This window comes from Bacteroides stercorirosoris (assembly GCF_900142015.1).
GTDB lineage: Bacteria > Bacteroidota > Bacteroidia > Bacteroidales > Bacteroidaceae > Bacteroides > Bacteroides stercorirosoris.
In genome coordinates this window covers 35982-61359 of the sequence record NZ_FQZN01000023.1, presented here as the reverse complement: position 1 = coordinate 61359, position 25378 = coordinate 35982, and the positions used below count along the sequence as shown (strand labels likewise).

General features: G+C 47.5%; 14 protein-coding genes. 13 read left to right on the top strand and 1 reads right to left on the bottom strand.

Going from position 1 to position 25378, the window contains the following annotated elements:
• The first annotated feature begins 102 nt into the window (after positions 1 to 102).
• The 6 genes from BUC01_RS16985 (at position 103) to BUC01_RS16960 (ending at position 6333) form a co-directional block, all read left to right on the top strand.
• Positions 103 to 1359, top strand: coding sequence for a nucleoside permease (locus BUC01_RS16985; RefSeq protein ID WP_073314315.1), 1257 nt, complete (start codon positions 103 to 105; stop codon positions 1357 to 1359).
• A gap of 51 nt (positions 1360 to 1410) precedes the next feature.
• Positions 1411 to 2013 (top strand): bifunctional nuclease family protein, encoded by a 603-nt coding sequence (locus BUC01_RS16980; protein WP_073314313.1) that lies wholly within the window; start codon positions 1411 to 1413, stop codon positions 2011 to 2013.
• A gap of 6 nt (positions 2014 to 2019) precedes the next feature.
• On the top strand, positions 2020 to 2718 hold the full coding sequence (locus tag BUC01_RS16975) for a 16S rRNA (uracil(1498)-N(3))-methyltransferase (RefSeq protein ID WP_025833866.1): 699 nt from the start codon (positions 2020 to 2022) through the stop codon (positions 2716 to 2718).
• Between the two features lie 25 nt (positions 2719 to 2743).
• Positions 2744 to 4291 carry a DUF4836 family protein gene (locus BUC01_RS16970; protein ID WP_025833868.1) on the top strand — a complete coding sequence of 516 codons (1548 nt, stop codon included), beginning with the start codon at positions 2744 to 2746 and terminating at the stop codon, positions 4289 to 4291.
• Between the two features lie 12 nt (positions 4292 to 4303).
• Entirely contained in the window at positions 4304 to 4948 is a 645-nt protein-coding gene (locus BUC01_RS16965; RefSeq protein ID WP_073314311.1) for an ATP-binding cassette domain-containing protein, read from the top strand.
• A gap of 179 nt (positions 4949 to 5127) precedes the next feature.
• A complete protein-coding gene (locus tag BUC01_RS16960; RefSeq protein ID WP_073314308.1) occupies positions 5128 to 6333 on the top strand; it encodes a hypothetical protein in 1206 nt (401 codons plus the stop codon).
• Between the two features lie 14 nt (positions 6334 to 6347).
• Here the strand turns inward: BUC01_RS16960 and BUC01_RS16955 are convergent, their stop codons facing one another.
• Positions 6348 to 10439 (bottom strand): hybrid sensor histidine kinase/response regulator transcription factor, encoded by a 4092-nt coding sequence (locus BUC01_RS16955; RefSeq protein ID WP_073314306.1) that lies wholly within the window; start codon positions 10437 to 10439, stop codon positions 6348 to 6350.
• A 1104-nt stretch (positions 10440 to 11543) separates the two neighbouring features.
• Between BUC01_RS16955 and BUC01_RS16950 the strand changes: the two genes are divergently transcribed.
• The 7 genes from BUC01_RS16950 to BUC01_RS16920 all read left to right on the top strand — a co-directional run bounded on the left by BUC01_RS16950 (position 11544) and on the right by BUC01_RS16920 (position 25369).
• On the top strand, positions 11544 to 14696 hold the full coding sequence (locus BUC01_RS16950; RefSeq protein WP_073314324.1) for a SusC/RagA family TonB-linked outer membrane protein: 3153 nt from the start codon (positions 11544 to 11546) through the stop codon (positions 14694 to 14696).
• 22 nt (positions 14697 to 14718) lie between these two features.
• A complete protein-coding gene (locus BUC01_RS16945; protein ID WP_025834844.1) occupies positions 14719 to 16407 on the top strand; it encodes a RagB/SusD family nutrient uptake outer membrane protein in 1689 nt (562 codons plus the stop codon).
• A 16-nt stretch (positions 16408 to 16423) separates the two neighbouring features.
• On the top strand, positions 16424 to 17827 hold the full coding sequence (locus tag BUC01_RS16940; RefSeq protein ID WP_025834843.1) for a glycan-binding surface protein: 1404 nt from the start codon (positions 16424 to 16426) through the stop codon (positions 17825 to 17827).
• A gap of 32 nt (positions 17828 to 17859) precedes the next feature.
• Positions 17860 to 20184: an endo-1,4-beta-xylanase gene (locus BUC01_RS16935; protein WP_025834842.1), complete on the top strand. Its 2325-nt coding sequence runs from the start codon at positions 17860 to 17862 to the stop codon at positions 20182 to 20184.
• A 138-nt stretch (positions 20185 to 20322) separates the two neighbouring features.
• Positions 20323 to 22035 carry a GH35 family beta-galactosidase gene (locus BUC01_RS16930; RefSeq protein WP_025834840.1) on the top strand — a complete coding sequence of 571 codons (1713 nt, stop codon included), beginning with the start codon at positions 20323 to 20325 and terminating at the stop codon, positions 22033 to 22035.
• Between the two features lie 127 nt (positions 22036 to 22162).
• A complete protein-coding gene (locus BUC01_RS16925) occupies positions 22163 to 23857 on the top strand; it encodes a sialate O-acetylesterase (protein WP_025834837.1) in 1695 nt (564 codons plus the stop codon).
• 15 nt (positions 23858 to 23872) lie between these two features.
• Positions 23873 to 25369: an MFS transporter gene (locus BUC01_RS16920; RefSeq protein WP_025834835.1), complete on the top strand. Its 1497-nt coding sequence runs from the start codon at positions 23873 to 23875 to the stop codon at positions 25367 to 25369.
• The last annotated feature ends 9 nt before the right edge of the window (positions 25370 to 25378 follow it).

Sequence of the window (25378 nt, the reverse complement as noted above, 5' to 3'; positions counted from 1 at the left end):
TTTATGCGCTTTTTATTAATTTGATTGCTCACCCAATCAACGAAAATATTATATTTGCATCTAATATTAATGTAAAAAGAGAAACACAAATTTAGAAAAGTCATGAGTATAAAAGTTCGTTTGATTATCATGAACTTCCTGCAATTCTTTGTATGGGGGTCATGGTTAATTTCATTGGGAGGTTACATGGGTAGAGAACTCCACTTCGAAGGAGGCCAAATCGGCGCAATATTCGCAACCATGGGCATTGCCTCTCTAATTATGCCCGGTATCATTGGTATCATTGCCGATAAGTGGTTCAATGCAGAACGTTTATACGGACTTTGCCATATTATAGGAGCTGCCTGTCTTTTCTATGCTTCTACCGCTACGGGATATGACCAGATGTATTGGGCAATGTTACTCAATTTATTGGTATATATGCCGACTTTATCACTGGCCAATACAGTTTCGTACAATTCGCTTGAACAATATAAGTGTGATTTGATTAAAGATTTCCCTCCCATTCGCGTATGGGGAACCATTGGTTTTATCTGTGCGATGTGGGCAGTAGATCTTACCGGATTCAAGAACTCAAGCGCCCAACTTTATGTAGGTGGTGCATCTGCACTAATACTGGGACTATATTCTTTCACCCTACCGGCATGTAAACCTGCCAAAACAGGAAACAAATCATTGCTTTCTTCTTTAGGACTGGATGCATTTGTATTATTCAAAAAAAAGAAAATGGCCATTTTCTTCTTATTCTCCATGCTTCTGGGAGCAGCGTTGCAGATTACCAATACGTATGGCGACCTTTTCCTGGGTAGTTTTGCCAGTATCCCTGAGTATGCAGATTCCTTCGGAGTGAAACATTCGGTTATCCTGCTATCAATCTCGCAGATGTCCGAGACATTATTCATTCTCGCCATACCTTTCTTTCTGAGACATTTCGGAATCAAGCAGGTTATGCTGATCAGTATGTTTGCATGGGTATTCCGGTTTGGATTGTTCGGCTTCGGAGATCCGGGTTCCGGCCTGTGGATGTTAATCCTATCCATGATTGTTTATGGTATGGCGTTTGATTTCTTCAACATTTCGGGTTCGTTGTTTGTTGAACAAGAAACCAGTTCCAATATCCGCGCCAGTGCCCAGGGGTTATTCTTTATGATGACCAATGGTTTAGGCGCCATTATTGGAGGATATGCCAGCGGTGCCGTAGTAGATGCTTTCTCAGTATATGCCGATGGCAAACTGGTAAGTCGTGAGTGGCCCGAGATCTGGTTTATCTTTGCCGCCTACGCACTGGTTATCGGTATCTTGTTTGCCTTGGTATTCAAGTACAAGCATCAGCCGGAAAAAGGAATTAGCAGTAAGTAGATAGTAGTAAGTAGTAACTACTGACTACTAATTACTCAAAAAAGCCTCCTTATGGATAAGAAGAAGAAAGTAGAACTGGAAGTACTAAACATCTCCAACAGTCAGGAACAGGCAGGAGCTTATGCACTGGTGTTGGGAGAAGTGGACGGCGCACGCCAATTGCCGGTGATTATCGGTGCGGCGGAAGCTCAGGCGATGCTAATCGGTCTGAAAGGGATCGTTCCGCCACGTCCGTTGACACACAACCTTTTCGCTTCATGTCTGGAAGTATTAGGTGTAAAGATGATGCGCGCGCTTATTTACAGAGTGGATAACGGTGTATTCTATTCCTATATTTATCTGAAAGCAGACGACGCCATCATCCGTATGGACGCCCGTACATCCGATGCAGTGGCTATGGCTTTGCGGATGAAAGCCCCGATTTTCATCTACGAAGAGATATTGGAATCGGAACAACTTAAAACCGGAAAAGAAAATGAAGCGGGAAGTATAGCCCCAATGGGAGAGAATCCCGCCCCGCACGACGACGAGTTTTTTCATGGAGACACCATGGAGATGCTACAAAAGGCCTTACAAGAGGCCGTCGCCAATGAGAACTACGAACGCGCCGCCCATATCAGGGACGAAATAACCAAACGAAAAAATCAGCAATAAAAACTTATGCACGTATTCTATACACCCGATATACAGACTCATGCCGAACTTCCCGAAGAGGAAGCACAACACTGTGTCCGCGTGTTACGCCTTAACATCGGTGACCAAATAACTCTGACTGACGGTAAAGGTAACTTCTACCGCGCAGAAATCAGTGCCGCCACCAACAAGCGTTGTATCGTAAATATCCTGGAAACCACCTATCAGGAACCCTTATGGAGTGGGCATCTGCACATAGCGATGGCTCCCACCAAAAACATGGACCGCACGGAATGGTTTGCAGAGAAAGCCACCGAGATAGGCTTCGACGAACTGACTTTTCTGAACTGCCGCTTCTCCGAACGGAAAGTCATCAAAACGGAACGTATCAGCAAGATACTTGTGTCCGCCATCAAGCAATCTCTCAAAGCACGTCTGCCACAACTGAATGAAATGACCGACTTCGATAAATTCATCACCCGGCCTTTCAAGGGGCAGAAATTCATCGCACATTGTTATGAAGGCGAAAAACCTCTGTTGAAAGATATATTCCGGAAAGGAGAAGACGCACTGGTGTTGATAGGCCCGGAAGGAGATTTCAGCGAAGAGGAAGTGAAAAAGGCTATGGAGAACGGCTTTACACCTATCAGTCTGGGAAGGTCGAGGTTGCGCACGGAGACAGCAGCTTTGGTAGCCTGCCACATACTGAATTTACAAAATCAATGATAATCACACTAAAATCAAGAATGATATGAAAAAAAGTTTGTTTCCCCACTTGGCGTTGATGGCTGTATTGATGGTCTTTGTCAGCGCATGTTCCAAGAAATCGGAATACACGAATGTGATTCCTGCCAATGCCACCGTAGTAGCCAGTATCAACATGAAATCGCTGGCCGACAAAGCAGGACTCAACGACAAGGAGAACAAAGAAGCTAAACAAAAGCTGATAGATGCCTTGAAGGATGGTATGAATGCCGCCACATTCCAACAAGTAGAAATGATACTGAAAGACTCTCAGAAATCGGGAATCGACATATCGGCACCCATATATATTTTCAATTCCGAGTCATTTCCTTACTCCAGTGCGGTAGCCAAAGTTATCAACGAAGATGACCTTCACACTGCGCTTGAAACACTGGAAAAAGAAAAGATCTGCCAACCGATCAATAGTGGCGACGGATATCAGTTCACCCAAATGGGTAACCAGGTATTTATAGCCTATACTCCTTCTACTTTAATGTTGATCAGCTATAAAGGCGCCACTCAACTTGAGAAAATCAAGCAAGGCCTACCCGCTTTGCTGAAGCAGACAAACGAAAACAGCATTGTTTCGACCAGTGCCTTCAAAAAGATGCAGAAGGCAAATGGAGACATCGACATATTATTCACTCCGGGAAGTCTGATGGGAGCATATTCTAACCAGTTCAATTTCGGTATGCCCCAAACCTTCGACATGAAAAGCTGTCAGGTACTGGCAAATATCTCTTTCGAAAAAGGAAAAATCAGTATGAAGTATAACTTCGTCACGGAAAGTCCCGAACTGCAAGCCATGCTTGACAAACAAATGAAAGCAAGCCGGCCGATAGAGAACACCTACCTGAAAAATTTCCCGAAATCTACCCTGATGCTTATCAGCGGAGGAGTCAATGGAGAAGAAGTCTACAACCTATTATCGGAGAATGAAGAATTCCAAAAGAATTTCTCTATAGCCAAGGCTAATGAAGTAAAAGAATTGTTCGGCACATTCCAGAAGGATATTACACTGGGATTGATCAATGTTACCATGAATAATGCTCCTACCTTCCTGCTATATGCCAATGTTAAGAGTGCCACGCCTATACAAATGCTGTACGAGAAGAAAAACGAACTGGGTCTGAAACGTGGAGAAGACATCCTGAAACTGGGAGAAAATGAATACGTATATAAATCCAGAATGATGAATATTTTCTTTGGGGTACATGGAAACAATTTATATGCTACGAATGACGAAATGCAATACAAAAACATAGATAAGACAGTTGATCCGTCAGCTAAGGATACAGAATATGCAGCCGGCATAAAAGGTAAGAATTGTGCTCTCGTACTGAATATGGAAGCAGTGCTTGCATTACCGGTAGTGAAGATGATGGGCGAATACGGCGGAGCACAATATGCGACTGCCATTGCTTTGGCTGATAAGGTTTCATATATGGAAATTGTCTCAGAGAATAATGCAGAAATGGTCATTCAGCTGAAAGACAAAAACGTAAATGCATTGAAACAGATTGTAAACTTTATCAAAGAGTTTGCAGGTATCTAATCCCTATCAATAATGGAAATCATTCATCTGCGGCAAACACTTCCCCAAGTGTTTGCCGACCGGGATGCCATCACATCCGACGTATGGCACCAGGATCTTGTGCTGCGAAAGGGAGAGCGGTATCTGATTGAAGCCGCTTCCGGCACGGGTAAATCTTCTCTATGCAGCTATCTCTACGGGTATCGCCGCGACTACCAGGGTATCATCAATTTCGATGAACGGAATATCCGTTCGCTATCCATCCACGAATGGGTGGAGTTGCGGAAACATTCGTTGAGCATGCTGTTCCAGGAATTGCGCATCTTCCACGAATTGACAGCGCTGGAAAACGTACAATTAAAGAACCGCCTTACCAACCATAAGAAGAAAAAAGAAATCCTTTCCCTCTTCGAAACGCTCGGCATCGCAGACAAAGCAGATGAAAAAGCAGGAAAGTTATCTTTCGGCCAGCAGCAACGCGTAGCCTTCATCCGTGCGCTATGCCAACCGTTCGACTTCATCTTCCTGGATGAACCGATCAGTCACCTGGATGATAATAACAGTGCACTCATGGGACACATGCTGACCGAGGAGGCCGCAAAGCAAGGTGCGGGAGTGGTGGTGACCTCTATCGGGAAACATATAGAACTGGACTACAATAAAATATTAAAACTATAAATGATAATTTAGCGGGCGGATGCCCGCTAAAAATTGACAATTGACAATTGACAATTAACAATTAGGCTGCGCTATATTGTGCTTAAACAATCGTTCCGAATGGTAATTGTCAATTGTCAATTGTCAATTTTTAGCGGCAAAGCCGCTAAATTATCATTTAACAATAACCTCAAACTTCAATGAACAGACTTGTTTGGAAACTTCTTCGCCAACACATCAGCATCGGGCAACTGAGCGGCTTTTTTCTCGCCAACATCTTCGGAATGCTGATTGTACTGCTAAGCGTGCAATTTTATAAGGATGTCCTCCCCGTCTTCACGCAGGGAGACAGTTTCATGAAAAAGGATTATATCATCGCTACGAAAAAAATCAGCGCCCTCGGCAGCCTTACCGGACAAAGCAACACTTTCTCCAAAGAAGAAATCAAGGAACTGGAAGCCCAGCCCTTCACGCGTAGCGTAGGCGCCTTTACCCCCACCCTTTTCAAAGTATCGGCAGGACTGGGAATGCAACAGGCCGGCATCCGCATCTCCACCGATATGTTTTTCGAATCTGTTCCCGATGCCTTTGTCGACGTCAGTCTGGACAAGTGGCATTTCGACGAGGAGACACAGACCATACCTATCATCATCCCCCGCAACTACCTCAACCTTTACAACTTCGGGTTTGCACAAAGCCGCAACCTGCCAAAGCTGTCGGAAGGCGTAATGGGACTGATACAGATGGACATCATCATGCGCGGCAACGGACGTACGGAACAGTACAAAGGAAACATCGTCGGTTTCTCCAACCGCCTGAATACCATCCTCGTTCCGCAATCGTTCATGGAATGGGCAAACAAGACATTTGCTCCCGAAAGAGAAGCACAGTCTTCACGCCTTATTGTAGAAGTAAAGAACCCCACGGATACAGCCATCACCGACTATTTCCAGCAGAAGAACTATGAAACCGAAGGAGATAACCTGGACGCCGGAAAGACAACTTACTTCCTGCGCCTCATCACAGGTATCGTTTCGGGTGTGGGACTGTTCATCAGCATCCTGTCTTTCTACATCCTGATGTTGAGCGTATTCCTGCTGCTCCAGAAAAATACCGCCAAGTTGGAAAACCTGTTGCTGATAGGCTACAGTCCTTCCAAAGTGGCAATGCCCTATCATATATTGACCGTAGGATTAAACCTTCTCGTACTATTCCTTGCCATCTGTGGCGTGGCATGGCTGAGAAGTTACTATACAGGTGTGCTACAAACCCTTCTTCCACAACTGGAAACGGGTTCCCTGCTGCCCTGCATTCTTGCCGGAAGTATCTTGTTCATAGCCGTATCCGCCCTGAACATACTCCTGATACGCCGGAAAATACTCTCTATATGGAAGGGTAAAGAATAAAAGAATGATTTAAGCTATCCTTGGTGTGCCTGCATATACTCCTTAGGCGACATTCCATGAACCTCCTTGAAAGAACTGGAGAAATGTGACAAGTTCGTATACCCCGTCACGTACGCCACTTCGGACACTGTCAGTTTCTTCTCTTTCAACAAGGCGGCAGCCTGTTGCAGACGGATATTCTTGATAAAATCGCGTGCCGAAAGGTTTGTCAGTTCTTTCAGCTTCCGGTGCACATGAACACGGCTCAAGCCAACGTTCGCCGCCAGCATCTCCACATTCAGTTCCGGATTGGAGAGGTTCTCATTAATCACTTTCATTATTTTACTCATCAGTATCTCGTCCGCAGACTTCATCGACAATTTTTCTACCTTACCCTCCTGTTGCTGTGCACCACTGAATTTACTCTTCAGCAATTTCCGGTTAGCAATCAGATTGGCAATCGTACTCTTCAACAACTCCGTGTTGAAAGGTTTCACCATATAGGCATCCGCACCGGTCGCCATGCCCTCCATCGTATCTTCCGGTTTAGACTTGGCCGTCAGCAGAATAACCGGCACATGATTGACATTCGTATTTTGCTTTATCTTCCGGCACAGAGACAAACCGTCCATTTCCGGCATCATGATATCACTGATCACCAAGTCGGGAGCATCCGCAAGAATCGTGTCATAAGCCTCTTTACCATTCTTGCACATCATAATCCGATAGTCGCCCTCCAACTCTTCTTTCAGATAAGAGAGGATCTCCTCTTCATCTTCCGCTATCAATATACGCAGACGGCTTTTCGATTTACCCGCTTTCTTTTCCTCCGCGCCTTCTTCCCCAAATGTTTCCTCAAAATCCGGCTTCTCCGGCTTCACAAATACCGCATGAGGCGTAGCTGCCACTTCCACATCTTCCAGTTCGTCAGCCCGCAGATGTGCCGACCCCAACGGAATACGGATAACAAAACGGCTTCCCGCAGCATCCTCCCGGTTCTCCGCCAGGATAAGCCCATGATGTAACTCCACCAACGAACGAGACAGGTGCAAACCGATTCCCGTACCGAAGTTAGACTTCGTCACATCATTATCTATCTGATAGAAACGCTCGAATATGCGCTCTATCTTTTCACGGTCGAGCCCGATGCCGCTATCCGTCACCGTTATTTCAAAATATTCCTTCAAGGCATCCCGGCGAGTGGCATCACGCCCCGTAGAAAGATTCACTGTTATCTCCCCCTGTTCCGGCGTGTACTTGAAAGCGTTGGAGAAGATATTCATCAATATCTTGTCGAAGTTATTCATATCCACCCATACCTTCAGTTGAGGCATGGTATGTTCAAAGCTAAAATGTATCTTCTTCTTCTGTGCCAGATAGTCGAAAGTCAGCATGACATCTTCAATAAAGCCCACCATGTCCGTTTCCCTGAATTTCATGAACATCTGTCCCTTATCCAGCTTACGGATGTCCATCAACTGGTTTATCAGCCGGAGGATGCGCTGTGCATTCCGGTAAATCATCAGATACGTCTTCTGCACCTCCCCGCCTTTCTTTTCAGCCAGCAACTTCTCAAGCGGATTGATGATGAGCGTCATCGGAGTGCGTATCTCATGGGAGATGTTGATGAAGAACTGCAACTTCGCCTCATTCAGTTGCTCGGCATGCTCACGCTTCATGATTTCCCGGCGATGACGCATACGGGACACTATATAGTTGACAATGCCCAGCACCAACAGGCCGAACAGGAACACATAGATGCAATATGCCCACCACATCTCATACCAGGGCGGAGTAATCAGAATCTTGACAGTACGTATCTCCGAAAGATTGCCGTGGCTCAACGCCCGCACTTGGAAAGTATATTTGCCCGGCGGAAGATTATTGTACGTCACCCGGTTCACACCCGGCTCGGTACTGAGCCATTGGTTACTCAGTTCTTCAATCTTATATTGATAGGATATCTGTTCCGGATTGTTGTACTGCAACGTAGAGAAAACAATGCTGAACGTATTGTCATGATGAGCCAGTTGGAACAGGTTCGCATCGAGCACGGAAGTATAAATAACGGGATGCCGTCCCGAATGCGTATTTTTGCGGACAGGCTGGTTGAAGATAAAGAAATCCGTGATCCAGACCCGGGTATCCTTCAGGACGCTGCCAATGGAAGAAGGTGAGAAATAAGTGATACCGTTAATGCCGCCGAAATAGATTTTCCCAGCCCGGTCCTTATAGAAGGCTCCGTGCGTGAACTCATTTCCCTGCAAACCGTCTCCCGCATAATAATTGATGAAACGGTTGTTCGCCACATCATATCTGCAAATGCCCATATAGGTACTAATCCAGATATTATGCCTTGCATCTTCACAAAGTCCGCAAATCACATTGTTGGGCAGACCGTCCGCTATCGTAAAGCACTTCAGTTCTTCAGTCTTCTTATCGAAACGATATAATCCGTCTGTTGTACCTGCCCAAATGTTTCCGGCATGGTCTTCCTGCAACACATATCCCACCCGGTCTTCAATCAGAGAGTTCACCTTGCGGTAGTTGATGAAACTCTCGTTCTCCGGATTGAAACAACTGATGCCTTTATAGTGTCCCAGCCAAATCAACCCTTCACTGTCACAAAAGATATAGTTCACCCAGTCGTTGGCCAGTTCATTACGGGTCAGGTCGCCCGTCTCGTCTTTGGACGATTCGTAATGTTTCAACGTCTTCGTCACCAGGTTATATTGATAGAAACCGGAGCCGAAGGTTGCGATATAGAGATTCTTATGCCGGTCTTCCGTTATGGAGAATATCTTTTCGTTGTCGATGGGCAACGGATATTCACACTCTCCCGTCCGGCGGTTCAGCTTTGCCAGCCCCCGTGTGTAAGAGCCCAGCCAGAAGTCCCCGTTTGTATCTTCATACATACACATAATGGTGTTGGCAACAGAACGCGGACTGCTACCCGGCTGATAATGCCGCAGCCTTTTCCCTTCGGCACTGAGTTCGTATACGCCTTCATTGTCGGTCCCCACCCACAAGTGATGATTGCTATCCTGGTAAATAGACATCACGCACCCCTGCCCGATGGGATTATAATAGATGGACTTGTTGCCATAATATTCAAACGGGTTCTCCTGTTTCGGTATCAGGGCAATCCCCCTCTGGAATAATCCCAGCCACAGGTTTTTGTCCCGGTCTTCCAGTATGGCGTGTATCTTTCCTTCCGAAAAGTCCAGCGGGGCGGAGTTGATGCTGTAATCTTCTATTTTCCCGGTCATCCGGTTATACGCTTTCAGCCCCTGCCCGTCAGTACCTATCAGCAGACGGTCGTCCACCACGGTAAGGCAATAGACGGACAATGTTCCACCACCTTCATAAGGCACAGACACAAACCGGTTTTGCTCGCGGTCGTAACGTGAAAGTCCCTGCTTCTGAGTTCCCACAAACAGGTTTCCATACTTATCCTCCGTAATGGCGGACACGTAATTGTCATTAATCACCGGATATCTGTAGACGCGCACTTCCTTCGTTGCAGGCAGATAGCAAATCAGCCCGTGTCCTTCGGTGCCTATCCATATATTATAATGAGAGTCCTCGTAAAGATTGGACTGGAAGTTATAGTTCACCTGCTTCATGATTTCGTCAATGGAGAGAGCTTGCCGCCGCTGCTCATCAAGACGGAAAATACCTTGTCCGGTAGTTACTATCCAGATTTCACCGTTATGCAACTTCTGCATTTGCGTGACGTGCGGAAAAACCTGTTTACCGGCACGCATCATCGGTATCTCACGGAAGCTGTCCGTCTCCGGGTCATACTTCATCAGTCCGTCGATGCAGCCTACCAACAAGTTTTGCTCATTGTCTTCAAAAAGCGTGCGCACGTAGTTATTTTTAATGGAAGTAGAGTCACCCGAGATGTGTTTGTAGTTGGAAAAGCGAAGTCCGTCGAACTTGTTCAGCCCATACTCCGTTGCTATCCAGATGAACCCTCTCTCATCCTGGAATATCTGATTGATAAGACTGCTGGAGAGTTCGTTATTGGTAGAGTAGAATTTACCGGTCTGTGCCGACACCGGCAAGCCAAGCAAACACAGCAATAAGATGATAAGGGGGAGGTGGTTACGAACTGTTTTCATTGCATTCTATACTTAAAGGTAAGCAAAGATAAGAAAAACTTTCGAGATGTTCCTGACTATCGGATGAATTACAGGGTAACCGCACTAAAATTCTTATTCGTATCGGTGCAGAAAGGAATCAAATGATAATTAAGATTTTAGACACGGATTACACTGTTGTTTTTATATACTGCAACAGTGTAATCCGTGTAATCCGTGTCTGAAATATATTCATAACGGTGCAGAAATGAGGTAAATGATTTTAGCCTATGTATTCAATCTCTTAGACGCAGATGACACGGATGACACGGATTTAAAGGCTGCGCTGTCACATCAATAAATAAAAAATCTGCGTCATCCGTGTCATCCGCGTCTAAAAAATAAATCATCACTTCGTTCAAAACCGAAAAGTAATGAGGCAAATGATAAATGAGATTTAAGACACGGATTACACGGATTACACTGTTGTTTTTATATACTGCAACAGCGTAATCCGTGTAATCCGTGTCTAAAATATATTCAAAACCCTACAGAAATGAAGCAAACTTTTGATGCGGTTGCCCTGAATGAATTAAGATAGTACTACCCATTGCACATAGGGGGTGAGCACAGAACACATAGGGAGTGAGCACAGAACACTTCGGGACTGAATACCGAAAACACCCGGATGTTTTAGGGCAAAACACCCGGATGTTATGTGGTAAAACATCCCCATGTTTTGGGGTAAAACATCCGGGTGTTTTCGTTGATAAGACGGGGATGTTTTAGGTATTCAAGATAGGACTCATCTATGTTCGGTTCCCATGCAAGATGGAATAAGTATACAGGTGGGACCAGAAGGATATTCCTGCGGAATAAACGTTTTATGTATCATTTATCTGTCCGACGTAACCCCAGCGAATGATTTTGTAACGCAGGGAAAAGTCATGTTACATTTAAATGTAACACAGGCTACAATTTTTCACCCGTATATCCGATTAAACAAATACCTTTGTCTCAAACGAAAAGCGAAGTTTAACCCTTTAATCCAATAAATGTATAGTATGAAAACTTGAGAATGAAAAACATGTCTTCACATCTTTATTAAAGAGAATATTATTGTTATCCAATTTAATTAATTTCATTATGAAATGCACAAATTATTATTTTAAGCCATTGGGGCTTCTATTCTTATTATGCCTGATACCTATATGGGCATTTTCACAGAACGTTACTGTGAAGGGTGTTGTGACAGACACCACAGGCGAACCGGTTATCGGTGCAAGTGTAGTGCAGAAAGGCACCAGCAACGGTATCATTACAGATATCGACGGTAACTTTACTCTGAATGTTCCATCCAACAGTACCATCGTCATTTCATTTGTGGGCTACAAGACGCAAGAGATTCCTGTAGCCGGGAAGACACAAATCAACGTTACCATGAAGGAAGATACTGAAATGCTGGATGAAGTGGTAGTAGTGGGCTACGGACAAATGAAACGTTCGGACCTTACGGGTTCTGTGGTATCGGTGAACGATGCAGCCATCAAGAAATCGGTGCCGACTTCCATCGACCAGGTGTTGCAAGGCCGTGCCGCAGGTGTACAGATACAGGCCAACTCCGGTACTCCGGGTGCATCCACCTCCATCCGCATCCGTGGTATCAACTCACTGAATGCCACAAACCAGCCCATCTTCGTGATAGACGGCGTGGTAGTGGACTCTGCCACCGATGATGAAAACAGCAATCCATTGTCCAGCATCAACCCGTCGGACATCGTGTCTATGGACGTATTGAAAGATGCCTCGGCAACGGCTATTTATGGTTCGCGCGCGTCGAACGGTGTCATTATGATTACCACCAAACGCGGACAGGCAGGAGAAGCAACGGTGACTTACGACGGATATGCCGGTTGGCAGGAGATGCCCACACAGCTCGACATGCTGAACCTGCGCCAGTATGCACAGCATCACAACGACCGTTCGGCCCTGGGACTGGTAGAGCAAAGCAGCTCTTTCGTACGCCCCGACCTGCTTGGCGAAGGAACCAACTGGCAGGACGAACTGTTCAACAAAGCTTTCATGACGAGCCACAACATCTCTGTCAGTGGCGGTAACAACAAGACGACTTATGCCTTTAGCGGCGGTTTCCTCGACCAGGATGGTATTGCGCTGGGTTCCAGTTTCCGCCGTCTTTCCCTGCGTGCCAATGTCGATACTGAAATCAAGTCGTGGCTGCGTGGCGGCGTAAACTTCTCGTTTGCCGAATCCAAACAGAATGTAGGTACTGACAACAATACCATCATGAGTGCACTGATACAGCAACCCACAGTTGCCGTTACATCTCCCGACGGTTCATTTGACGGTCCGGACGATGTGTGGATGCCCGAAAATCCGGTGGGACTTGCCTCCATACGTACCAATAACAACCGCAAGACCAACTTCCGTTTCAATACCTACCTGGAAGCAACACTGCTGAAAGGACTGACCTTCAAGACAGAAGTGTCCGCCGACTGGAACTTCAACAACTATTATTATTATCAGCCCGATTACCAGTTCGGCATCAAGACGAGTGACACACGTACTTCCAAGTGGACCAAAACCAATACCAAATACTGGTCATGGCGCAACATCCTGACGTACAACAATACGTTTGCAGAGAAACATAACATCAACGTCATGGTAGGCCAGGAAATGTCACAATCCAACTGGGAGACACAAGTGGGCACCGCTACAGGTTTCCTCAGCAACACGACTCCCGACCTGAGTGCAGGCGACATCACCACTTCCACCACTACCGGCTCGCGCGTGGTGAATTCCATCGCTTCGTTCTTCGGACGTGCTTTCTACTCTTTCGACGAACGTTACCTGCTGACGGCGACCATCCGCCGGGACGGTTCTTCCAAATTCGCCAAAGGCAACAAATGGGGTTGGTTCCCCGCAGTAGCCCTTGCATGGCGCGCATCACAAGAGTCATTCTTGCGAAACAATGAAATCATCAACAACCTGAAACTCCGTGCAGGCTGGGGCGCCACCGGTAACCAGAATGTAAGCGACTATGCGTATATGGCACTCCTCTCCTACAAGACTACCCCTTGGGGCACCGGCGTACTGACAGGCAATACCGCCAATCCGGACCTGACTTGGGAGACTACGCACTCTTACAACGTAGGTATAGACCTCGGCCTGTTCCAGAACCGTATCGAGCTGATTGCCGATGTATATTATAAGAAGACCAAAAACCTTCTGCTCCAGCTCCCTCTACCTGCTTATCTCGGTTCGAGCGGACAAGGAGCGGCATCCAATCCCTGGGGTAATGTAGGTTCTCTTGAGAACAAAGGCTTTGAACTTACCGTGAATACAACCAATATCACGAACAAGGACTTCCAATGGACATCGAACCTCGTATTCTCACTGAACCGCAACAAAGTTCTGGAACTCGACACCGACAACTCGTCCATCGAAAAGAGTTACCAACCCAGTTCAGCCAGCTACATCGTCACCAAAACAACCGTAGGGCAGCCTATCGGACAGTTCTGGGGATATAAAGTAATCGGACGTTTCGACGAACCGACCGACTTCTACCGCAAAGACGCTGACGGCAACGTGAAGCAAGTAGCCATTCCGGAAGGTAACACGATTGCCAAAAACAGCACGTGGATAGGCGACTATATCTACGAAGACCGCAACGGCGACGGTGTCATCAACAACGAAGACTGCACCTACATCGGAAACCCGGAACCGAAGTTCACCTATGGTATCGGCAATACGTTCTCTTACAAAGGCTTCGACCTGACAGTATTCTTCTCGGGCTCTTACGGCAACAAGGCGCTCAACCTGACCCGCTACCGCATTGAAGACCCGCGTTCCAACGGAAACATCCTCAAGTCGTCGCTGAACTATGCCCTGGTAGGCCTGATAGACCCCAACGGTCCGGACGATGATTACCGTAACCTACATGTAATCAATGGTTCCAGCACCACATTGCCCGCTTTGCAAGAGTCGGATGCCAACAACAACTTTACCCGTATCAGCGACCTGCTTGTGGAAGATGCTTCCTACATCCGTCTTCAGAATATCTCTATCGGCTATACATTCCCGAAGAAATGGATAAACAAGATTTGTCTCAGCAATGCAAGAATCTACGCCAACATACAGAATGTGTATACCTGGAGCAAATATAAAGGTCTCGACCCGGAAGTAGGTTCCATCTACGGAGATGCATTGATGAACGGTGTGGACTACGGACGTTATCCTTCGCCCCGCATCTACACATTCGGATTAAACATATCCTTCTAATCTTTTAAAATGAATTATACATATGAAAAATAAGATATTCATCATAGCAACACTGGCCGGTTCGCTGGTATTGAGTTCCTGCGAGGACTTCCTGACACATGAAAATAGCACCAACGCCAATCAGGAAACCTTCTTCGACAGTGACAAAGCTCTGGAAGCAGCCACCGCACCGCTTTATAATTATGTGTGGAACAGTTTCAACGATAAGGCTTATTACAGTATGGGAGACGGACGCGCCAACAACATCACTGCCCGCTGGTCCGACTATATCTATCCTTATACCAACTTCACGGAAACAGCATTGAGTCCGGGGCTTGAAGATGCATGGGGCTCTTTCTATTCCGTAGTGGCACAGTCCAATTATGCCATCAATAATATCAGAGATTACTCCGGCCCCCAGGTCAGCGAAGCGGCCAAGATACAAGCTTATGCCGAAGCACGCTTCATGCGCGGACTTGCCTATTGGTACATCGGTTCTCTGTGGAACAAGGGTATCATCTATGAAAACACTGCGGAGCAAGTGAGCAATTCCGTTGTCCCCGCCAACCGGGGCGTTGATGTGATAGAATTTGCTATCCGCGACCTCGAATACGCGGCAGTCAACCTCAGCAAGACAGCTTCCAATGTGGGTCGTGTCACCCGCTACAGTGCCTACGCCCTTCTTTCGCGCATGTATCTCTCTATGGCCGGACTCACCACCGACGGTGAATACAACGGCAGCAATATCGCTACCGACTTCAACCGTGGTTCGCGCAACACCTACTATCTGAATATGGCGCGCAAGGCTGCCCTGAAAGTAATCGATGAAGGCCCATACTCATTGCTCGATAATTACAGCGAGCTGTTTGCGCCAGCCACATGCAACAATAACAGCGAGTCCATCTTCCAGTTGCAATGGCTGCAAGGCAGTACGGATGCCATCGGCTGGGGATGCAACAACTCCATGACCACCTATTTCGGCTGGTCGACCATGGTAGGCGAACAGAACTGGGGAAACGCCACATACGCTTCATACGACCTTGTGCGCACTTATGATCCTCAGGACCGCATACGCCGCCACTGCACCATCGCCACCGTAGGCGAATACTACCCGGAACTTAATACGAAGAACGGCGGCTACACATATAATGTGACCGAAACCGGCTATGACAACAAATGTAACTTCAAGAAGTACGTGATAGGCAAGATTGATGACAACGGACAGAGCTACTCGCAAAGCAGCGGCCTCAACACCTACATGATGCGCCTGGCGGAAGTATATCTGAACCTCGCCGAAGCAGTCCTCGGCAACAGTGCTTCGACCAGTGAAAAAGCAGCCCTCGATCCCTTCAACGAAGTGCGCAAACGTGCCGGCATGCCGGAACTGACAAGCATCACGTACGAGAACATCCACTACGAACGCCGCATCGAACTCGCCTTGGAAGGACAATATTGGTATGACCTCCTGCGCCGTTCCTATTACCAGCAACAGGAAGTGGTGAACTACCTGAACAGCCAGGAACGTAATGCAGGCTACGAATGGGACGAAACCGAAACTTGCCAATATGCAAAGACTTCTGACGGAACCGGAGTTTCCACCGCTACATCAGCCAACCTCACATTGCCGATTTCGGACGTAGACCGTGGACGTAACCCACTTCTAAATAACGAGCCCGTAGCCTATGAATTCGGTGCAAAAGAAGTTACAGAAAATGATTTGTTCAATGAATAACAAACTATAAGAAGATATGAAAAGCTTAAAATATATATGGATATTATGCTTGTCATGCCTGGCAGCAGGCCTCACCTCATGCAATGAGGAGGATGAATACTTTGACGGCAAATACCAAAGCGTAGAAATAGTAGTTGACAAGATCTATCTGGAAGACTACGAATCATCCGTACCCGACCGTCCCGTAACTTTTGCACGCCTCGGACAACTGATCCGGGTAGAAGGAAGCGGGCTCTATGGCATGAAGAAAGTCTACATCAACGGATATGAAACTTACTTCAACCGCGCTTATGTGACAGACCACTCCATGCTAATCCAAATCAACAGCAATACGCCCGTTGAAGAGGCCGAAGAAGAAGACCGCAATGTCATCCGCTTTGCGAAAGATAACGCCACGCTGGACTATCCTTTCATCATTCGCGCAGCTTCACCTACGATAACCGGCATCAACAATACGATGCCCAAAGCCGGAGAAATAGTTACCGTCTACGGAACAGGCCTGCAGGAAACCACCAAAGTAACCCTGCCCGGCGGAACGGAAATCACAACCGACATCGAGAGTGACAAAGACGGTGAATGGTATTCATTCATCATGCCTGAAAATGTTTCGGCAGGTGGTTCCATCTACTCCGAAGGTGCCAACGGACAAGCTGCCACCCCGGCTTACTTCAACTTTACAGACTGTGTGATACTCGACTTCGACGGCAAAGGCACCCAAGGCTTCTGGAGCTGGACAGAAACCGGCTCTATGATAAATGCCGACGACCTCGTGGAAGATCCATACGACAGCGGACGCGGCAAATGCGTTCAGATTGTTCCCCAACGTCTGATAGATGCAGGAGTCATATCCGGCAAACCCCGTGTGTCCGAATGTTGGACAGCCGGCAACGATGATGCGGCAGACGACTGGAGCCGTATGTATTCCTACATCCCGGCAACCACTCCACTGAGTGAAGTAGCGTTGCAGTTCGACGTCTACGTGCCCGACACATGGAGCGGTACCGGACACTTACAGATATGCTTGGTCAACAACTTCAACTTCGCCGGTATCGGTTCCGACGACGACGGTGCTTCCAACCAAGTGGCATTCTATGTACCCTGGATTCAGGATGGTGCCATTGTTCCATTCTCAACCACGGGCTGGCAGACTGTAACCATTCCATTTAGCAAATTCAACAAGTATGCCACTATGATAGAGGATAAAGAAAGTCCGGTATTCCAGAATGTGGTAGACGACCGTAATGCCGCTACTTACAGGAACTTCGGTATCGGTTTCGTAAATACGGACTTCACCTATCAGGATGTGAGTGTCACATCTACCGCTTTCGCAAGCCGCATCTACCTGGATAATTGGCGCGTAGTACCCTGCAAGAACATCGTGATTTCCGACTATCCCGAAGATGAAGAAACTACGGAATAAACTCAGTAGAAACAAATTAAACATTAAGAATTATGAAACTAAATAGAATTATTCTTCCGCTAATGGTTTGCGCACTGACATGGAGTAGTTGCGACGACCAGATCATGGAATGGAAAGAATCCGACGGAAGTGTCACAGCTTCCGACATTCCCCTCGCTTTAAAGGAAAAGATAGCGAACTATGACTATATCAAGACCTATGCGGCACAGTATACGCCCAATATGACAATAGGTCTTGGCCTGGGAGCCGACTTGTATATCAATGACGCGGCATACAAAGCCGTGGCCGATGCTAACTTTCAGATGTTCACTACGGGAAATGCGATGAAACATTCGTCTGTGGTAAAGAACAATGGTGATCTGGACTTCACGACCATTGATGCATTCCTGAACGCAGTGCCTGCCGATATCAAGATATACGGGCACAACTTCCTTTGGCACACTCAACAAAGACAAACGTATCTGAAATCGTTGATTGCCCCGGAAGTAATCATCGAAGTAGATGATGACGACGTATGCGAGAACATTGTCGGCAACTACGGCTTTGAAGGCGGAAACGCAGAAGGCTGGACAGGTCTGTGGGGTAAATATACTTATGCCGTAGAACAACCGGGGCATGACAGTGACTATGCCCTGCATTTCACGATGACCAATGAAACAAACGTCAATTATGATTGTCAGTTGTTCTGGCCTACCGGAGTGCTTGAGATAGGAGTAACATATGCTTACTCATTCTGGGTAAAATCGGATGCCGGGCTTGAAGTTCAGTTTATAGGCCAGAATGCATCTTATGGAGGTATTTATAAAGAGAAATTCACCGCACCAAGCGAGTGGATTCGATGCACAGGTGAATTTACCTATACAGAAAGTGATACTAAAGACATTGAACGCATAGGTATCCAGTTCGGTGGAACGCCGGGAAGCAATCTGTGGGTGGATGACTTCAAGTTCGGCAAGAAGATTGAAGACCCTGATGCGCACAGAACCAATTTACTGGTGAACGGAAGCTTCACGGAAGATATCCAGAATTGGAGTAAATGGAACGGTGACGACGGATGCAACACCTGGAACGACTCGGAAGGCAACAAAGCAAAAGGCTGTCTGCAAGTAGTCAATGCTGCGGATAATGCAGGTGGAGAGTGGAAAGTACAGATTCACAGCGATCTGCTCCAACCCGTCACCAAAGGCACCAAACTCTACATATCCTATTATATAAAGATGGCTTCGGGGTCAGGTTCGGCACGTATGTCAACCTCGATAGAGTCCGGAAGCGGTGATACCAATTACCAGCCCAATCAAGTAGTCGCCTCCGAATGGCAACGCATAGAGTGGGAAATTGAAGCGGGCGCAAACATTACGGGCATTAATTTCGATTTAGGCTTGAAAGCCGGTACGTATCTGATTGATGATGTAATAATATCTACCGAACCGTTCGAGGAAGTTGCCGTAGCGACCATGGCAGCGAGAAGCAACGGTGGCATCACTTATAAGTTCAAGACTGCCGAAGAAAAGAAAACCGCCCTGTTGGGTGCCATGGAAGCATGGATTAAAGGCATGCTGGAACATCCGGGAATGGACCGCGTAACGGAATGGGATGTCATCAACGAGCCTATCGCCGACAACAACCAATGGCGTGGCATAGACGGCAACTTCATGAGCAACGGAGACGATGCTCCCGACACAGCGCCTGTAGAAGATCCGGCAAGTGGTCTGAGCCTGAACTGGGCAAGCGATCACTTCTATTGGGGGTACTACATCGGAAAGGAATATGCAGTGAAGGCCTTCGAGTATGCACGCAAATATGCGCCTGCCGATACCAAACTTTATGTCAATGACTATAACCTGGAAACAAACCCAAGCAAGCTGGCTGCCTTGATAGACTTCGTGAAATATATTGAGGATAACGGACAGGTTGTTGACGGTATCGGTACCCAGATGCACGTACAAGCCGCCAGCATCACAAGAGCACAAATCGATGCCATGTTCCAGACCATGGCCGCTACCGGCAAGCTGGTTCGCGTCACCGAACTGGATGTGGCGTTAGGAACTTCCAGTCCTTCTGCCGAACAGTTGGAGACTCAGGCAAACGTCTACCAGATGATTTTCGAATCATACAAAGAGAATGTTCCCGAGGCCCAACAATCAGGTATCACTATCTGGACGCTGAGCGACAATGCCGCAGAGCATGAATACTGGTTATCCGGTGATACTCCTAACTTATTCGACGCAAACTACGGACGCAAACATGCCTATAAAGGCGTATGCGACGGAATTGCCGGAAAAGATATAAGCGAAGACTTCAGCGGTGACGACTGGAAGAATGCATATGAAACAGAGGAGGAGACTCCTGCTGAATAATGAGTGAAGACAGGAAATTTGGTAAGGCTCCGGCCTTACCAAATTCTCCATTAAATCTTGTAACAAAACGCCCTTTCCTCCCCCTGAAACAGGAAGATGTACGATAAACGAAACAGTTCAAATCAATACCAGCAAACAATGAAGAATTGGATTTTATTTTTGGCAATCAGTCTTATTACATTCGGACAAGCAAATGCCCAGAGAAGTACATTGCAGAAACAAGGTACTGCCACGCAACTGGTAGTGGACGGCAAGCCTTTTCTTATCTTAGGCGGTGAATTAGGAAACTCATCTGCTGCCTGCACAGAAGACATCGAACGTATTTTCCCGAAACTGCAACGCATGGGACTGAACACAGTACTCGTTCCGGCATACTGGGATTTGACCGAACCGCAAGAAGGCCAATTCGACTTCACACTCACAGACAAAGTCATCCGTCAGGCCCGGCAAAACGGTCTGAAAGTAGTCTTCCTCTGGTTCGGAGCCTGGAAGAACTCCATGAGTTGCTATGCTCCCCTTTGGTTCAAGGAAAACTATAAGAAATATCCGCGCGCTTATACCCAAAGCGGAAAACCACTCGAAATAGCCAGCGCATTCTCCGAAAATGTTTATCAGGCAGACAGCCGCGCTTTTTCCGGGTGGATGAAACACATTGCAGACATTGATAAAGAGGAAGGCACCGTCATCATGATACAAATAGAAAATGAGATAGGTATGCTGGAAAATGCAAGGGACTACTCCAAAGAAGCCAATGCGCTGTTCAATGCGCCGGTTCCTGCTGAACTGATGAAGTACCTGCAAAAGAACAAGAAGACGCTCCATCCTGAAATGCTCAGAAAATGGGAAAGCCAGGGCTGCAAGAAGCAAGGCACCTGGCAGGAAGTATTCGGGGCCGACATCTATACCGACGAGCTTTTTATGGCCTGGCACTATGCCCGCTATGTGGAAAGAATGGCGCAGGAAGCCCGGTCTATCTATAATGTTCCGCTTTATGTGAACGCAGCCATGAACAGCCGCAACCGCAAACCCGGTGAATATCCTTCCGCCGGTCCGTTGGCACATCTTATCGACGTATGGCACTGCGGAGCACCCAGCATTGATTTACTTGCACCCGACCTGTACGACAATGGTTTCACGGACTGGGTAGCTAAATACAAACTGCACAACAACCCGCTGTTCATCCCCGAAATAAAACTGACGGATAATAATGGTGTAAGGGCTTTCTATATCTTCGGCGAACACGACGCCATCGGCATCAGCCCGTTCTCCATTGAAGACGGTTCCGACTCCCCCAACGCCCCGTTGGTAAAAAGCTATAAAACATTGAAAGAGTCGATGCCTCTCCTGACCCGGTATCAAGGCAAAGGTGTAATGAAAGGATTACTCTTCGACCAGGAAAATAAAGAACGCATCCTCTATCAGGATGATTTAAAGATAATCTGCCGCCACTTCTTCACCCTACCCTGGGACCCGCGCGCCCGGGACGGCAGCACATGGCCCGAAGGAGGCGGCATCCTGCTGCGACTCGCTCCGAATGAATATATCGTAGCAGGCAGCGGCATCGTCATCGAATTTGAAAAGACCACTGAAAACCAGACCAAGGCACAGGCTTTGGGCGAAGACGGTTTCGCCCAGACAGGAGGCAAGGGGGAGAAAGTGACAAGTGATAAGGTGACGTGGAAGGGTGCCCGTTGTGGCATTGGTTCAGTGGACGAGGTAAAGGTGAATGAAGACGGTACGTTCTCGTATATTCGTCGGCTGAATGGCGATCAGGACCATCAGGGACGCCATGTACGCATATCGGTGGGGGATTTCCGCATCCTGCACGTGAAGCTGTATGAGTATAAATAACATATTTTAAGACTTAGACTAACGATTAGTCTAGGGTAGACTAAGGTTCAGACTAAGGTAATCGTGTAGTCAGACTAAGGTAGACTGACAGTTTATCAAAAGAAGAACTAAAAAGATAAAACGAGATATGAATAAGGTTAGTTTTAATAAAGTTAGGTTGAGTCTGGCAGTACTGCTTTGCTTTTGCGCCACTTCCAGGGTGGATGCAAAGGTAAAGTTGCCTGCCTTGATTTCTGACGGAATGGTACTGCAACGCGAACAACCCGTCAAAGTATGGGGAACGGCTGATGCAGGTGAGGACATACAGGTAAGATTTCTGAAAAATGCCACCCCTAACGGAGTGAAAAGCGGAAAACTAAAAGCTGTTTACACCGCTACGGCAGACGCAGACGGCAAGTGGAGCATCACCCTGCCCGCCATGAAACCCGGTGGTCCCTACGTCCTGCAAGTAAACGACATTGAACTGAAAGATATTCTGGTGGGAGACGTCTGGTTATGTTCCGGACAATCTAACATGGAGCTGCCTGTCAGCCGGGTAACGGATATGTTCCGTGATGAAATTGCTGCTTATGAAAACACAGAGATACGACTGCTGAAAGTACCTAATCTTTTCAATTTCCATGCACCGCAGGAGGACCTTCCGGATTATGCAGACTGGAAACCCCTCACACAAAAGAATGTGATGGACTTCTCGGCACTGGCTTACTTCTTTGCCAAAGCCATGTACGAAAAGAGTGGTATTCCCGTCGGACTGATTAATTCCAGTTGGGGAGGGACGCCCGTAGAGGCCTGGATAAGCGAAGAAGGACTGAAAGAATTTCCAAAGTATATTAATGATAAACGGCAGTATGAAGACGATGCTTTCCTGAAAAGTATCAAGCAAACGGAAGGTCAGAGTTTCCATCGCTGGAACGTCTCCCTCTATCGCGGGGATGCGGGACTGCATGAAGCCACTCCCTGGTATGCCGCCAACTATGATGACAAAGACTGGAAGACGGTTGATTTATATTCCACCGACTGGGGAAGCAATGGTTTGAACCCTATCAATGGTTCGCACTGGTTCCGCAAGGAAGTGGAAGTTCCGCAGAGCTGGAACGGCCAGGAAGCAACCCTGCGTTTAGGCTGTATGGTAGACGCTGACTCTGTGTATGTGAACGGCACATTTGTCGGAACGATTTCCTATCAATACCCGCCGCGCATTTATACCGTTCCGGCAGGTGTGCTGAAAGCCGGAAAGAATACCGTCACCGTACGCCTCATCAGCAACAACGGCTATCCGCATTTCGTCAAGGAGAAACCTTATAAGATTATATGCGGAAACGAAGAAGTGAGCCTGCTGGGAGAATGGAAATACAGGTTGGGCGCCGCCATGCCCCCTGCTCCGGGAATGATGTTCTTCTGCTACAAACCGATATGCCTCTACAATGCCATGATTGCCCCGCTGCAAAACTACGGCATACGCGGCGTACTCTGGTATCAGGGGGAGTCGAACGTAGACCGCCGCAACGAATATGCCGGCCTGCTGACAGCCATGATTGCCGACTGGCGACGCACATTCAACAATCCGGAACTGCCCTTCTATATCGTTGAACTGGCAGACTTCCTGTCGAAAGAAGATACAGGTGGGTGCCGGGCCTGGGCTGAAATGCGCAAGGAACAGGCACGGGTGGCGGAAAGCAACCGGAACACCCGTCTTATCCGCAACAGCGACCTGGGCGAATGGAACGACATTCATCCACTGGACAAGAAAACACTGGGTAACCGTGCAGCCGAAAGTGTATGGCAGGATTGCCGGGAACAGGAACAGAAAACTAAAAAATAACAATAATACAGCACTATGAACGCACTAAGTCAAAAAGTGTCTATGGCCGAGAAGATCGGTTATAGTTTAGGAGATTGCTCTGCGAACCTTGTGTTCCAGATGATGATGATTTATCAAACCAAGTTTTATACCGATGTATTCGGTCTGGAAGGTGCCATTGCCGGGTCGGTCATGCTGATTGCCCGCATTGTGGACGCTTTCGTCGACCCGACCGTAGGTATACTGTCCGACCGGACACAGAGCAAGTGGGGCAAATACCGCCCGTGGGTACTCTGGACAGCATTGCCGTTCATGGTGTTCTACGTACTGGCATTCTATAATCCCGGCATCGAGGACAAAGGACTGGTGGCAGTATACGCAACCATCTCCTATACCTTATTAATGACGCTCTACTCCTTCAATAACACCCCGTATGCATCACTGGGTGGTGTGATGTCGAGCGACATCAAGGAACGCACCAGCATTACCTCCATCCGCTTCGTGGCTGCCACTATCGCGCAGTTCGTCGTACAAGGTCTGACGCTGCCGTTGGTAAGCAAATTTGCGGGTGAGAGCGGTGACAAGGGGCACGGCTGGTTGTGCACCATCTCCCTGTTTGCAGTGATTGGTCTCGTGTTCCTGGTCATCACTTTCTTCTCCAGCCGCGAACGCATCACGCCGCCGGCAAGCCAGAAGACAGATACTAAGAAAGATATAAAGGATGTATTCAAGAACGTCCCCTGGCGGGCTATGTTTATCCTGACACTCTTCCTCTTCACAACATTGGCCATGTGGGGAAGTGCCATGAACTACTATTTTGAAAACTATGTAGATGCAGGCGCGCTGTATGCATTCCTTGATAAACTGGGATTGGTGGCTACACAAGCCAGCGACAGTGTGGGATATACGATATTGAACGCCTTCGGACTCATCGTCAGCAGTCCCGAAAAGGCATACGAAGTCGGCTTCGGCGTGTTCAATATGCTGGGAGCCATCGTGCAGTTCTTCGGTGTTATCTTCTTGTCCGGCTTCCTGGCAAACCGCTTCGGAAAGAAATCGGTATTTATCGTTTGTCTGGCGCTGACGGCCTTGTTCACGGCATTCTTCTACTTCCCTAACGAGACGGATGTGGAGACGATGTTTGTGCTGAACTTCCTGAAGAGCCTGGCATATGCCCCCACCGTTCCGTTGCTTTGGGCAATGATTGCCGATGTGGCGGACCATTCGGAATACGTGAACCATCGCCGTGCAACAGGGTTCGTATTTGCCGGTGTAGTGTTCGCCCTGAAAGCCGGTCTGGGTGTGGGCGGTGCTATCCTGGGTTTCCTGCTTTCCGGCTTCGGATATGTATCGGGAGCGGGCATAGCTCAAAGCGAATCGGCCATTCATGGCATCGTGCTCTCGTCCAGCATCATCCCGGCGGTGACGTTCTTCATCGGCGTAATTGCCTTGTACTTCTATCCCATCACGAAGAAGTATAACGAACAGATACAAGCGGAATTGACCGAACGGAGAAATAAAACTGATTATTAATCATACTAA